This is a genomic window from Vibrio owensii, from assembly GCF_002021755.1.
Lineage (GTDB): Bacteria > Pseudomonadota > Gammaproteobacteria > Enterobacterales > Vibrionaceae > Vibrio > Vibrio owensii.
The window spans coordinates 2,306,453-2,319,547 of the sequence record NZ_CP019959.1; the positions used below are offsets into that span (position 1 = coordinate 2,306,453).

At 44.2% G+C, this 13,095-nt stretch carries 12 protein-coding genes and 1 tRNA gene; 11 read left to right on the forward strand and 2 right to left on the reverse strand.

Going from position 1 to position 13,095, the window contains the following annotated elements; genetic code table 11:
• Nucleotides 1-161: 161 nt before the first annotated feature.
• On the forward strand, nucleotides 162-1,262 hold the full coding sequence (gene lptF / locus A9237_RS10535) for an LPS export ABC transporter permease LptF (protein WP_009707625.1): 1,101 nt from the start codon (nucleotides 162-164) through the stop codon (nucleotides 1,260-1,262).
• Between the two features lie 3 nt (nucleotides 1,263-1,265).
• Nucleotides 1,266-2,336 (forward strand): LPS export ABC transporter permease LptG, encoded by a 1,071-nt coding sequence (lptG, locus tag A9237_RS10540; RefSeq protein ID WP_078608152.1) that lies wholly within the window; start codon nucleotides 1,266-1,268, stop codon nucleotides 2,334-2,336.
• Nucleotides 2,337-2,410: 74 nt separating this feature from the next.
• Here lptG and A9237_RS10545 read toward each other — a convergent pair whose 3' ends face one another.
• Complete coding sequence (locus tag A9237_RS10545) at nucleotides 2,411-2,890, reverse strand: RDD family protein (protein ID WP_005441982.1); 480 nt, start codon at nucleotides 2,888-2,890, stop codon at nucleotides 2,411-2,413.
• Nucleotides 2,891-3,135: 245 nt separating this feature from the next.
• On the opposite strand from A9237_RS10545, the gene A9237_RS10550 reads away from it, so the two are divergent.
• Both A9237_RS10550 and A9237_RS10555 read left to right on the forward strand, forming a co-directional pair.
• On the forward strand, nucleotides 3,136-3,801 hold the full coding sequence (locus A9237_RS10550; RefSeq protein ID WP_078608153.1) for an SDR family NAD(P)-dependent oxidoreductase: 666 nt from the start codon (nucleotides 3,136-3,138) through the stop codon (nucleotides 3,799-3,801).
• Between the two features lie 176 nt (nucleotides 3,802-3,977).
• Nucleotides 3,978-4,062 (forward strand) — tRNA-Leu (locus A9237_RS10555).
• 462 nt (nucleotides 4,063-4,524) lie between these two features.
• On the opposite strand, the gene A9237_RS10560 is transcribed toward A9237_RS10555, so the two are convergent.
• A complete protein-coding gene (locus tag A9237_RS10560; RefSeq protein WP_078608154.1) occupies nucleotides 4,525-5,808 on the reverse strand; it encodes a polysaccharide deacetylase family protein in 1,284 nt (427 codons plus the stop codon).
• Nucleotides 5,809-6,056: 248 nt separating this feature from the next.
• On the opposite strand from A9237_RS10560, the gene A9237_RS10565 reads away from it, so the two are divergent.
• From A9237_RS10565 to A9237_RS10595, 7 genes are all read left to right on the forward strand, one after another.
• Nucleotides 6,057-6,362, forward strand: a complete 306-nt coding sequence (locus A9237_RS10565; RefSeq protein WP_020197390.1) for a PTS sugar transporter subunit IIB — start codon at nucleotides 6,057-6,059, stop codon at nucleotides 6,360-6,362.
• 86 nt (nucleotides 6,363-6,448) lie between these two features.
• The gene (locus A9237_RS10570; RefSeq protein WP_009707622.1) at nucleotides 6,449-7,783 is read left to right on the forward strand and encodes a PTS sugar transporter subunit IIC; all 1,335 of its coding nucleotides are present in this window, start codon (nucleotides 6,449-6,451) and stop codon (nucleotides 7,781-7,783) included.
• Between the two features lie 48 nt (nucleotides 7,784-7,831).
• Nucleotides 7,832-8,143, forward strand: coding sequence for a PTS lactose/cellobiose transporter subunit IIA (locus A9237_RS10575; RefSeq protein ID WP_005441971.1), 312 nt, complete (start codon nucleotides 7,832-7,834; stop codon nucleotides 8,141-8,143).
• A 10-nt stretch (nucleotides 8,144-8,153) separates the two neighbouring features.
• Nucleotides 8,154-9,476, forward strand: coding sequence for a 6-phospho-beta-glucosidase (locus tag A9237_RS10580; RefSeq protein ID WP_078608155.1), 1,323 nt, complete (start codon nucleotides 8,154-8,156; stop codon nucleotides 9,474-9,476).
• A gap of 17 nt (nucleotides 9,477-9,493) precedes the next feature.
• Entirely contained in the window at nucleotides 9,494-10,249 is a 756-nt protein-coding gene (gene chbG / locus A9237_RS10585) for a chitin disaccharide deacetylase (RefSeq protein ID WP_078608156.1), read from the forward strand.
• A gap of 104 nt (nucleotides 10,250-10,353) precedes the next feature.
• Nucleotides 10,354-11,352: a LacI family DNA-binding transcriptional regulator gene (locus A9237_RS10590; RefSeq protein ID WP_078608157.1), complete on the forward strand. Its 999-nt coding sequence runs from the start codon at nucleotides 10,354-10,356 to the stop codon at nucleotides 11,350-11,352.
• Between the two features lie 139 nt (nucleotides 11,353-11,491).
• Entirely contained in the window at nucleotides 11,492-12,742 is a 1,251-nt protein-coding gene (locus tag A9237_RS10595) for an HD-GYP domain-containing protein (RefSeq protein WP_005441964.1), read from the forward strand.
• Nucleotides 12,743-13,095: the final 353 nt, after the last annotated feature.

Genomic DNA, 13,095 nt, shown 5'->3' on the forward strand with positions numbered 1-13,095 from the left:
TAGATAATGATCGCTTACTTGTTGAATTTAAGCTCAGGTCTTACCAACAGAGCTGATTTAAGCGCTAACATCTAGTTTATAATTTTTAAAAAAATAAATGGTTCAACGGGAAACTATAGTGATTCGACCAAAAAAACAAGTTTTGTATAGGTAATTTCAGCGTGATTATTGTTAGATATTTGATCCGCGAAACACTCAAGAGCCAATTTGCGATTTTCTTCGTGCTTTTTTTGGTGTTTTTGAGTCAGAAGTTTATCAGTGTTCTTGCTGACGCTTCGGACGGGGATATTCCTGCTGGATTAATTTTCTCAATTGTTGGTTTAAACATGCCAGCAATGGGGCTATTAATGCTGCCATTGAGTTTGTACATCGGCATATTGATCACGTTTGGTCGTTTATATGCAGAAAGTGAAATCGTGGTGATGAACGCAACAGGTATTGGGAATAAATTCCTAGTACAAGCGGCGTTGTACTTGGCGATCATTACTTCTGGTGTTGCGGCGTTTAACGCATTATGGCTATCACCTTGGTCGCAAGACCGCGTAGAGCAGCTTTATGAACAAGTCGCTGCCGAAAACAGCGTTGATCTACTTAAGAAAGGTCAGTTCCAAGGCACGCCAGATGGTTCTTCGGTTGTTTTCATTGATGACATTAAAGACAGCACGTTAAGTAACGTGTTTGTAGCACAGATGCGCCCACGTGATTCTATTTTGCCTAGCGTCATGTTCTCTTCTTCTGGTGAAGTGAAAGAATTGTCGGATGGCCGTCAGATCATCACCATGCATGAGGGGACGCGTTATGAAGGTGTGCCGACTCGTGTTGAGTACATGGTGACTAAGTTTGATCAGTACGAAGGTGTGATTGGCCAACGTGAGGTGAAGCAAAAAGGTCGCGACTGGGAGGCATACCCAACGGCGGACTTGATTGGCCATCCAGATCCTGAAGCGCAAGCAGAGCTGCAATGGCGTATCTCATTGTTCGTATGTATTCCACTATTAACGATGCTGGTTATTCCTTTATCCGCAGTGAACCCACGTCAGGGGCGTTTCGCTAAAATGGGACCGGCCATCTTGATTTACCTTGCGTACTTCCTTGCCATCAGTGCAACGAAATCTGCGTTAGAGGATGGTGCGATTCCTGCGGCCATTGGTATGTGGCCAATCAATGCAATGTTGTTGATAGTGGCTATTTTGGCAAACATGATGGACAGCGTTCCTGTTCGACGAATGAAAGACAAATTCCGCAAGAAGAGGCTCGCGTAAGCTGTGTTTAAACTCTTAGACCTTTACATCGGTAGAACGATCATCTCTACCACTGCGTTGGTTCTGGCGACCTTCGTTGGCTTGTCGGGCATCATCAAATACGTAGAGCAGCTGCGTAAAGTCGGCCGTGGTGCTTATGACTTAATGCATGCGCTTTACTTCGTACTTTTGAGTATTCCTCGCGACATCGAAATGTTCTTCCCAATGGCAGCGCTACTGGGTGCTTTGATTGGCTTGGGCATGCTGGCATCAAGCTCTGAGCTTGTGGTAATGCAAGCCGCGGGTTTCTCTAAGTTGGACATCGGCTTATCTGTGCTTAAAACGGCCGTACCATTGATGCTTATCGTTATGACGTTGGGTCAGTGGGGCGCACCAGAAGCGCAAAAGATGGCTCGTGATTTACGTGCGTTTGCTTTGTCTGGCGGTAGTATTGTCTCCGTTCGGGCTGGGGTGTGGGCTCGTGATGCCAATGACTTCATTTTTATCGGTAAAGTAGAAGACGACAAACTCTACGGCTTGAACATGTGGCGTTTCGATGAAGAGAAGAACTTAGACAAAGTTATCTTCGCAGAAGAAGTCGACTACCAACAAGATAACAACTGGTTGATGCGTTATGTGCAAATCACCGATATGGAAAATGAAAACGTCATTACCAAGCGCGATTTAGAGCAGATGGAATGGCACACCTCATTAGCGCCAGATAAGCTGGCGGTGGTAACGGTGAAACCAGAAGAGCTTTCTTTAAGTGGCCTGTATGACTATGTGACCTATTTGAAAGCGTCGGAACAAGATGCCTCACGTTATGAACTGGCATTTTGGCGCAAGCTATCTCAACCGCTCTCTATCGCGGTAATGATGCTGATGGCGTTGTCGTTTGTTTTCGGTCCATTGCGTAGTGTCACCATGGGCGCAAGAGTCCTTTCGGGTGTGGTCGCGGGCTTTACCTTCTACATATCCAGTGAGTTCTTTGGACCTCTTACCTTGGTATACGGCATTCCACCAGTGTTCGGTGCATTGGCCCCTAGCTTAGTGTTCCTAGCAATCGCGGTATCCTTGCTAAGAAGAAAACTGTAGGTTTTCCAAAGCGATAAACATAAAAAAGGAAGGTACAGTGCCTTCCTTTTTTCTATTCTGTTTACGCTGTTTTGTTATTTTGCTTTCGGCAAGACAACGACTTCAGTTTTTGCCCAGATGTCGTGGAAGCCACGTTTTTGTGGGTCGATTGGCACAGTTAAGTTAGCCAAACCAAAGCCCGACGTACCTAAACGAATTAACGCTTGAGTGACCGTAATTGGTGCACCATCCTTACTGTTACGAATTTGCATTTTCCAAGCTCGCATCCCTAAGGTTTGTCCTGCTCGAGTCCAGAAGAATACAAAGAAATATACCCAGACTGCCGCCAGATAGAATGTAAATAGTGGGCTTAATACAGGATGTTTTCCTAGCATGTCAGCTGCATCCGCATATTCCCCGTAGCTCAGCAATCCTGCTGCATTCAGCGCAAAGACGATTGCCATTACAACACCTGCAGCCATCATTTCAATCGCCAAGATAATCAGCGTGTCGTAGAACAACGCCGCTAATCGACGAAAGAAGCCTGCTGGTGGAAGAGTTGTAGAAGTCGTCATAGTTCCATCACTTACCTTTAAAATTGTGCGTCAGGATATAGATTCCGCTTGTTGGTGAAAAGAGAGCTAACGCACAGAGTCTCTAATTACGAAGAAATCACCGTAGCAGAAGACACTTTATATCCATCCTTCCACTTAACAAAGCTATCCAGTTCAAACTTCGCGCTACTCAGCCTGTGAAATCATCAAACATACGGTACCTTGCTGAGTTAACAAAATTACGAATGACGTGATAGAGGTACAAGATGATCGTAATTACTGGCGCGAGTAGTGGCTTAGGTGCGCAGCTAGCTAAGTTGTATGATGCTCAAGGCGAAGAAACACTGTTAACCGGACGCAGTGAAGAGAAGTTGGCGACTCTTGCTCAGCATCTCTCCAATAAAGCGCAAACACGTAGTTGTGATTTGGTGGATACATCCCAAGTCGAGAATTTGTTTGATGAGCTGCCTAAAGTGCCTTCTAAGCTGATTCACTGTGCGGGAAGTGGGTATTTTGGTTTATTAGCTGAGCAAGACCCGCAAGAGATTCAAAAGCTGATTGAAAATAACCTCACTTCGGCGATTAATATCCTTCGAGAGTTGGTCAAACGTTATCAAGATCAGCCAGTAAACGTTGTGATGGTGATGTCGACAGCAGCACTGCAGCCTAAGGCACAAGAATCGACCTACTGCGCGGTGAAGTGGGCTGTCAAAGGTTTGATTGAATCCGTTCGTATGGAATTAAAAGGCAAACCAATGAAAATTATCGCTGTGTATCCTGGAGGTATGGCAACGGAATTTTGGGAGACGAGCGGTAAGTCATTAGACACCAGTAGCTTTATGAGTGCAGGTGATGCAGCGACGATGATTCATGGTGCGCTATCTAATATAGGTAATGGTTACGTTTCGGATGTTACCGTTAATCGTTTATAGGGCTGAATGGTAGTATTACAACAAAGCGAAACGGCAGACTGAGCTAAGATGAGATCTCCTTTGTCACACTTTGTGGCGAAATTATCAGCAAACGATAGTTATTTAAGGTTTTTCTGCTTGCGCAGGTCAAAAGCTTACGTATAATGCCAACCATCAAAGGGCAATAGCCCAGAGATGCCGGTGTGGTGAAATTGGTATACACGACGGATTCAAAATCCGTTGCCTTCGGGCGTGGCGGTTCAAGTCCGCCCACCGGTACCATATATAGAAAGGTCGCTATTAAAGCGGCCTTTCGTCGTTTTGGGTGTTTGAAAATGGCGGAAGAAAGTTAGCGTTGCCTTCGCGGTGGCGGCAGGAATGCCTGTCCAATCAACTCCGCCCAACGGTACCATATTCTAAGACAGAGCCTCGACGAAAGTCGGGGCTTTGTTATATCTAGGGTTTGTGAGTTCAAATCCAGCGTGGCGTCAGGAGTGCCTGTCCAATCAAGTCCGCCCACCGGTACCATATTCCAAGACAGAGCCTCGACGAAAGTCGGGGCTTTGTTGTATCTAGGGTTTGTGAATTCAAATCCAGCGTGGCGTCAGGAGTGCCTGCCCAGTTAGGTCGGTGCGCCGATACGGTAGCTCAAGGCGGTGCCTCGAAGTTTCTGAATCCTCGAAACAAAAAAAGCGCGAGGGGTATGCCTCGCGCAAACTACTACATGGTGATAGTAGGAACAGCCTATAGAGCTGTGAACAAGGTGTTCTGTGTATTCGGAGTCCAGTCTGCTTGTGATACGTGCGGTACGTTGACTAGATAGCGTAGGCCTTGGTAAGTCACGACATCGCCTGCTTCATAAGAAACGTTAAGTGTCCAGTTGGTAGCAGGATCTGCATTGGTCCAAAGGCTAGAAGTAGAAGATGGTGCCCAGTCTTGTTGCGCGATGTGTGCTGTCACTGCTTTGTAAACAGTGCCAGAATGCGTTACGTAATCACCGGCAGCATACGCGTTGCCGACCTGCCAAATAGGCGTGTAGTTATCAATGGTATCGAATACGTAACCTGCTTCTTTAGCGATTCGAAGGAATTTTGCTAATTTAGGAAGGTTTTGAGTCGCCCCCATACCACGCTTGCCATCTTCGTATAGGAATTCGTGTGTTAAGACCACGACTTTGTCAGCATGCAAGGGCGTGCCACAAGGGAAGCCATGGGCTTTTGAGTTGATCGGATTGATCGTGGTTGGTGCGCAGCTGTTTAATGCGGCATCAACGTAGCCAAGAAATGCTTCTGCTTCTGTTAAACTGTTAGCAGGCATTGGAATTCCCCAGTTTTCTGGTGCCCAATCTACATCCCAACCATGCGTTTGATATCCTTTATTCGCCAAGATGTTTTGTACTTCAATAGAAGCTTTTACACTGTTTGATGGATTATCAAGATCGCAGACATAGCCGGGTTCCCAAGGCTTTAAATCATCAGAGGTTGCACATAATCCGTCGGCTTTAAAATCTTTTGTGATACGCCAGCCGTTGGTATAAGGCAAGCGAGCCAGTTCTTCGCCAAAGTAGTTCGGGTAACTGTTGATGTTAGGCAGGTATCTCTCAAACACGACTAAGTTATCTGCAAATGTCGAAGCATCGTAAACAGGATCTTGGTAAGCATTGATTTGGTGATCGCCGGTTGCATTACATTCTGCACCACTCGTTGGGCCAAATTCATCAACACAGTTGTGCACCATATGAGCATAGCTGTGGTTCGCGACGACATGCCCTGTATCAAGCGCCAGTTTCAAAGCTTCCAATGCACGATCTTCGTTCTCATCGCCAATGCCATCCAAGTGCCAAGCATTAAAGTAGAAAGTGCCTTTAACGCCTTGTTCATTAAGCACATTAATCACATCAATAGAAGCGTTAATAGGACCGTCATCAAAGGTTAAATATATCGTGCCTTTTGGTGCAGTTTGGGCAAATGAAAATTGAGATAGCGCAGTACCTAAAAGTGTAACCATAGCCAGTTTATTTAATTTCATTTTCTATTCCTTTTTAGAAATTAATTATGACGTTGTCAGTAGTAATATATTGATAGTTATAAATATAAATTAATGCATTTTGTTATTTTGTTGGCTTTTATCCTAGACCTAAATAATTAATAAAAAATAGGCTGTATTTTCTAAAATGAGATTTGGTTCACGAACAATGCAACCGGTTGCGCTTTTTTGCGTTGGTTATTTTTGCTACAGTTTTTGTAGATTGAAATTTACACAACGGGAGTAAGGCTATGAAAAAAATTCTTTTGTGCTGTAGTGCTGGGATGTCGACCAGTATGTTGGTTAAGAAAATGGAGCAAGCAGCTGAAAAACAAGGCATTGACTGCAAGATAGATGCGCTGTCAGTGAATGCTTTTGATGAAGCAATTAAAGAATACGACGTCTGCTTGTTGGGTCCGCAAGTGCGATTCCAACTAGAAGAGCTTCGTAAAACAGCAAATGAACACGGCAAAAATATTGAAGCGATTTCCCCTCAAGCTTACGGAATGATGAAAGGGGAAGAAGTACTACAACAAGCATTAGAACTTATTAACTAATTCAATAATTTAAATAAAAGTAGGAATTTTAACTGAATATAAATATTCGGTGCGGAATTCTTTTGTCTGAAATAAGGATGGAATCTATGAAGCTTTATGATGCGATTATCGGAATCGTCGAAAAGCATATAGCCCCAATTGCGGCTAAAGTGGGTAATCAACCTCATGTTAGAGCAATGAGAGACGGATTTATTGTGGCAATGCCGTTTATTATTGTCGGCAGTTTTATCTTAATTTTTGCGTTTCCCCCATTTGCTGAAGGTACCACGTTTACTTTAGGGCAAATATGGTTGGATTTCGCGACAACGCATTTCGATACCATAATGATGCCCTTTAATATGTCTATGGGGATCATGACCATATTTGTCTCGCTTGGGGTCGCCTACAGTTTGGCGAAGGCGTACAAGATGGACGGCATTACTAGTGCAGTTTTGTCACTCATGAGCTTTTTATTGGTTGCTGCTCCTGCCAAAGATGGTGCTTTAGCGATGAATCACATGGGAGGAACAGGGATCTTTACAGCGGTTATGTGTGCTTTCTTCTCAGTTGAACTGTACCGATTTATGAAGAAGCATAACATCACCATTCGTATGCCAGAGCAGGTACCGCCAGCTATCGCTCGTTCTTTTGAAGTTTTACTGCCAGTCTTGGCAATTTTCATTACGCTCTATCCGTTGAGTATTTTTGTTCAAACTCAATATGACATGTTGATCCCTGATGCCGTGATGGCAATGTTCAAACCATTGATCAGCGCTTCTAATACTTTACCAGCGATTATTGGTGCGCTGCTTGTGTGTCAGTTGTTGTGGTTTGCAGGTATCCACGGGGCTGCAATCGTTGTTGGTCTGTTATCCCCAATCTTCTTAACTAATATCAGTGCGAATATTGATGCGTTTGTTGCTGGTCAGCCTATTCCAAACGTATTCACTCAACCTTTCTGGGATTTCTATATCTTCATTGGTGGTTCGGGTGCAACACTGGCGCTAGTCCTGCTGATGTCTTTCAGTCGTTCAGCGCACCTCAAAAGTATTGGTCGCATGAGTGCTGTTCCGGGGTTCTTCCAAATCAATGAACCAGTCATTTTTGGTAGCCCTGTAGTGATGAACCCAATTCTATTTATTCCATTCGTATTTGCTCCAATTTTGAACGCAACCATCGCATATTTTGCTGTGCATCTTGGTTTTGTTGGTATGGGTGTCGCGACCACGCCTTGGACAACGCCAGCGATTATTGGTGCGTCATGGGGAAGTGGTTGGACATTCTCACCTGTTTTGTTGGTGATTGGCCTGCTTATTCTTGACCTCTTTATTTACCTGCCGTTCTTCAAGATGTTCGAGAAACAGGTACTTGAGCAAGAATTACCGACCAATAAAGAATCCAAAGAAGCAGAGCAGCCTTCGGGTGAAGGCGTGACGGCTTAACTATTAATTGGGCTGTGACTTGGCAGCCCTTCTTTTCGGAGAGAAGACATGGAACAAGAATTAGTTGTGATGGAAATCATCTGCAATGCTGGTGAGGCTAGAAGTCTAAGTTACGAAGCGTTACGTCTATCGAGAGAGAAAGATTTCGTTGCAGCGGAGGAAAAGCTTTCTCAAGCGAGAGAGTGCATTAACAAAGCACACTTGATTCAAACTCAATTGATCGAAGAAGACCAAGGAGAAGGCAAAGTACCAATGACGTTAGTGATGGTACATGCTCAAGACCATTTGATGACCACAATATTGGCGCAAGAAATGGCCGTTGAAATCGTCGCGCTGAATAAGCAACTCGCTGAGAAGTAAGGAAACCATTATGCCAAGAGATGCAATCAAGCTTGCCATTATTGGTGGCGGCAGCAGCTATACACCGGAACTGGTAGAAGGGGTGATCAAACGCTTGGAGTTTTTGCCAGTCAAACAGATGCACTTTGTGGATATTGAAGCAGGCGCTGAGAAGCTAGAGATCATCAAGGGCTTAGCTCAGCGTATGGTGGATAAAGCTGGTGCAGATATTGAAATCAAAGCTGGATTTGACCGACGTGAGGGGATCAAAGGTGCTGATTTTGTTATGACTCAATTCCGAGTCGGTGGTTTAGCTGCACGAGCTAACGATGAGCGTATTCCAATTAAGTACGATGTCATCGGTCAAGAAACAACAGGCCCTGGTGGATTTGCAAAAGCATTACGAACTATTCCCGTGATTCTGGATATTTGTAAAGATATTGAGGAGCTTGCGCCAAATGCTTGGATGCTGAATTTTACCAATCCAGCAGGTTTAGTCTCTGAAGCGGTGAGCAAGTATTCTAAGGTTAAGAGTATTGGTTTGTGCAATGTCCCTGTCTCGATGGAGATGATGATAGCTGAAATGATGGAGTGTGAGCCGAAGGAGCTTCAACTCGAGTTTGCAGGCTTGAACCATCTTGTTTGGGTGCTAAAAGCTTGGCTGAAAGGCGAAGACATTACTCAAACGGTACTAGAGAAAGTCGGTGACGGTGCCAATTTCAGTATGAAGAACATTTGGGAAGAACCATGGGATCCTGCATTTCTAAAAGCGTTAGGCGCAATACCATGTCCTTATCATCGTTACTTCTATCAAACCGACGCGATGTTAGCAGAAGAAAAGCAAAGTGCAGGGGAGCAGGGGACACGTGCTGAACAGGTGATGGAAACAGAAAGTGCACTCTTCAAACTTTACCAAGATCCAAATTTAGACCACAAACCTAAGGAATTAGAAGAGAGAGGTGGCGCTTATTACTCTGATGCTTCTTTAAATCTTGTGGATTCGATTTACAACAATCGTAACAGTATTCACGTTGTTAATGTGCTAAATAATGGTGCAATCAATGGCTTAGCTGATGATGCCGTTATTGAATGCAGTGCCGTTATCGGAAGTTGGGGGGCAAAACCTCTGGCTGTTGGTAATTTATCTACCAATATCAGTGGATTGCTTCATCAAGTAAAAGCCTATGAACAACTCGCAATAGAAGCGGCGGTTGAGGGGAGTTATGACAAAGCCTTAATGGCATTAACTAACAACCCGTTGGTTCCAGACATTGGTCGTGCGAAATCCATCTTAGATGAAATATTGGAAGTGAATGCGCCATACCTGCCGCAGTTTAAACTGACGACTTTGTAACTCGAGGAACATCGCGAATGAAAGTGATTTTTAACGCAGATGATTTTGGTTTAACTCAAGGTGTAAACAACGGCATTATCAAAGCGCATCAACAGGGTGTTGTTCTATCGACAACCATGATGATGGGTATGGACGCAGAGCAACACGCTGTTGAGTTAGCGAATCAGAATCCGAACTTAAAAATTGGCGTCCACCTTCGTTTTACCGCTGGGGTTCCTTTAACTGGCCATCCAAATCTTACTAGTGGTGGGGAGCAGTTTGTTCGTTTTAATGAGTTGTGGAAGAAGCGTGATTTCCAAGAAGAGGCGGTTTACCAAGAAGCCGTTGCTCAAGTTGAGCGCTTTCTTTCGTTGGGATTACCGCTTAGCCATATAGATAGTCATCATCATGCTCATACTCACCCTCAATTATTGCCAGTGATTCGAAGAGTGGCTGAGCTGTATCGAGTACCGTTGCGTGGTAGCGGTTTGTGTCATATCGACTGTGATACCACGTATCATTTTACCGATGAGTTCTATGATCAGGGGGTGAGTTTAGATGGTGTTATGGCGCATCTAAAAAGTCTCAAGTCTCAATATGATGTGGTTGAAGTGATGTGTCACCCTGCTGATGTCGATCAACACTTATTGTCTATTAGCGGCTACGCTCTGCAGCGAGAGTTAGAACTTCAGGTGCTGACCTCTCCAATATTAAAGCAAGAGCTGGCTGAGCACGGTATGAGCATCACGGATTATTCGACTCTCATTTCTACTCGTAAATTTGCCAGTGTATGATTAAGGCTGCCAGCATCGCCCCCCCTACACACCTTACGATTTGCTGGCAGTCACTTTCTGGTATTGTCTCCATTAACAAAAAGCAGTTGGATTGAATAAGCACGATGGCAAGGATTAAAGATGTCGCTGAACTTGCGGGAGTAAACCGCTCTACCGTTTCTCGCATTATTAATGGAGAGGGAAAGTTCAGAGAAGAAACAAAGAAAAAAGTTGAAGCTGCGATGGCTGAACTTAACTACCGCCCTAGTGCTATTGCCCGTTCGCTTGCAACTTCATCTAGCAACATGGTTGGTTTGTTGGTGACGTACTATACCGGTGGATTCTTTGGTGAGATGATGGAGCAAGTGCAGACCGAATTGGACATGCATAAGAAGTTCCTAATTACAGCGCAAGGGCACCATTCGGCAGAAGGGGAAAAGGAAGCCATTCAGCGTTTTAATGATCTGCGGTGTGATGGTTACGTGCTTCATAGCCGCTATCTATCTGATGATGATTTACGAGAACTTGCCAAGTTGCCAACGCCGTTTGTGTTACTTGATCGTTATGTCGAAGGCATAGAAGAACGTTGCGTCACCTTCAACCATCATCACGCCAGTCGAATTGCCGTTGAACATTTAATTGCTGGTGGTCATAGACATATCGCTTGTATCAGCGGTCCTTCTCAACGTCATAACAGTTTATTGCGAAAACTCGGCTATGTGGATGCAATGAAAACGGCTGGCATTAATGTAGACGAAAGCTGGTGTGAAGAAGGCAATTACGGACGCCAAAGTGGTTATGATGCAATGGCCGCTATTTATCATCGCCATCCTGAAGTGACGGCTGTGTTTTCATGTAGTGAAGAGATGACGGTCGGAGCGATGCAGTTTTTGCATGAAAAGCGTATCCCTGTGCCGGAACAAATTTCATTGGTGAGTTTTGATAGTGTGGATTTGTGTGAAAGCTTATATCCAACGGTGTCTGCAGTACACTTCCCAATCAGCGAGATGGCTAGAGTGGCAGTTCAAACGTTAATGGGGTTAATCAAAGATCAGCAATCACACACCAAGCCGGTATTTGAAGCGGAGTTAAAACTACGCAAAGCGGATCGAACTCTTTTCTAACCCTTCTTTATTACTCTCTGTGCGAGTTTGTTGATGACATGCACAGAGAAGCTTCATTCATCCCCCTTATTGATGAATTCATTTACAAAATCTACTAGTATTAGAGGCTTATCAATAAAGTCTTATCAGCAGTGGAACAGTGGCAGCAATTAAACTTACAGTGGATCGTATTCAGCCCGGGTTACATATCCGTCTTCCGCTAAAGTGGAACGATCACCCATTCCTACTCAATAGCTTCAAGATTAAAGACCAAGAACAAGTGGAGATGATTCGCCACCTTGGCGTGAAGTTTGTGTACTTTAATCCGGAACAAAGCGATGCATCTCCCCTTCCTGCTAATCAGCCTCAAGCCGAAGTAAAGAAAGACGATGCCTTAGATCTTGAGGCTCAAAAATTATGGCAAGAGAAGCAAAAACGAATTGAAAAGCTGAGCGCTTATCGTCGTCGCGTTATTCAATGTGAAAAAGAATTTGAACGATCACTCGCTCGAATGCGTTCTGTGATGACGAAAATTCGTAACCGTCCCGCAGATGCGGTAGGGGAAGCGAAGCAACTGATCGACGACATCGTTGAGAAGTTAATGTGCGATGACAATGTTACTTTGCACTTAATGAACGGTAAGAACGAGTTCGAAGATATCTACTTCCACTCTCTTAACGTTGCCGTTATTGCGATGATGATTGGGCGAGCGAAAGGTTATTCTGCCGAGCAACTTAAAGCACTTTCGTTTGCTGCTTTGTTTCATGACATGGGCAAGATCAAAATCCCAACCGCTATATTAAGGAAGCAAACGCCACTGAGTGAGCCCGAAAGCAACTATCTAAAGCTGCACACCAAGTACGGCCTAGATATGGCTAACCAGATTGAAGATTTTCCTGAAAGCGCAAAAACCGTGATCGCTCAACATCATGAACTACGCGACGGCTCTGGCTACCCTGAGGGTTTGAAGGGGGATGAGATTGATGAGCTCGCACAGGTGATTATTGTTGCTAATGCTTTTGACAATCTGTGTCATACCCCAATCGCTTCTGAACAGAAAATTCCATATACAGCACTTTCCCACTTATATAAGAACTGCAAGCACCTATATAAAGAAGAGAACCTTAATATCTTAATTAAGTTTATGGGCGTATTCCCTCCAGGGACGGTAGTTCAGCTTTCTAACAATATGGTGGGCTTGGTTATCTCAGTGAACGCATCTCACCTATTGTTCCCGAATGTACTGGTCTATGATCCTGCTGTTCCAAGAACGCAAGCGCCAATCATTGACCTTGCATCTAAGGATATAAAGATAGTTAATGCGATTCACCCGTCTAAATTGCCGGAAAAAATCAAAGAGTATCTTAATCCGCGCTCACGCATTTCCTACTTCTTTGATAGCGACGAATAGTTATCCACAGCTTTTTGTGGGTAAATTGTAGAGATCCTGAGTGTTATTTCTGGGTAATTTTAAGGTTGGATGGAAAGTGTTCGCTTGGCATGTTTTTTTAGAAAAAATGCATTTTTAGTCTTGCCAAAGAAAATCTTCTCCCTATAATGCGCATCCATCGACACGGCAGACGCCACAAGGCTTCAGCAGGGTCGAAGAGGTGAAAAGCTTCTACGAAAATTAGTTGAAAAAAGTGTTTGACACTCTCAATTATCTCGCTAGAATGCACCTCCGCTTTGAGAGAAAAACTTCTTGATAAGCAAGCTCTTTAACAATATAGACCTATCAATCTGTGTGGGCACTCGTTGATGATA

Coding starts and splice junctions, on each gene's coding strand:
- A9237_RS10545 (WP_005441982.1), bottom strand. CDS start 2,890: ATGACGACTTCTACAACTCTTCCACCAGCAGGCTTCTTTCGTCGATTA.
- A9237_RS10550 (WP_078608153.1), top strand. CDS start 3,136: ATGATCGTAATTACTGGCGCGAGTAGTGGCTTAGGTGCGCAGCTAGCT.
- A9237_RS10560 (WP_078608154.1), bottom strand. CDS start 5,808: ATGAAATTAAATAAACTGGCTATGGTTACACTTTTAGGTACTGCGCTA.
- A9237_RS10565 (WP_020197390.1), top strand. CDS start 6,057: ATGAAAAAAATTCTTTTGTGCTGTAGTGCTGGGATGTCGACCAGTATG.
- A9237_RS10570 (WP_009707622.1), top strand. CDS start 6,449: ATGAAGCTTTATGATGCGATTATCGGAATCGTCGAAAAGCATATAGCC.
- A9237_RS10575 (WP_005441971.1), top strand. CDS start 7,832: ATGGAACAAGAATTAGTTGTGATGGAAATCATCTGCAATGCTGGTGAG.
- A9237_RS10580 (WP_078608155.1), top strand. CDS start 8,154: ATGCCAAGAGATGCAATCAAGCTTGCCATTATTGGTGGCGGCAGCAGC.
- chbG (WP_078608156.1), top strand. CDS start 9,494: ATGAAAGTGATTTTTAACGCAGATGATTTTGGTTTAACTCAAGGTGTA.
- A9237_RS10590 (WP_078608157.1), top strand. CDS start 10,354: ATGGCAAGGATTAAAGATGTCGCTGAACTTGCGGGAGTAAACCGCTCT.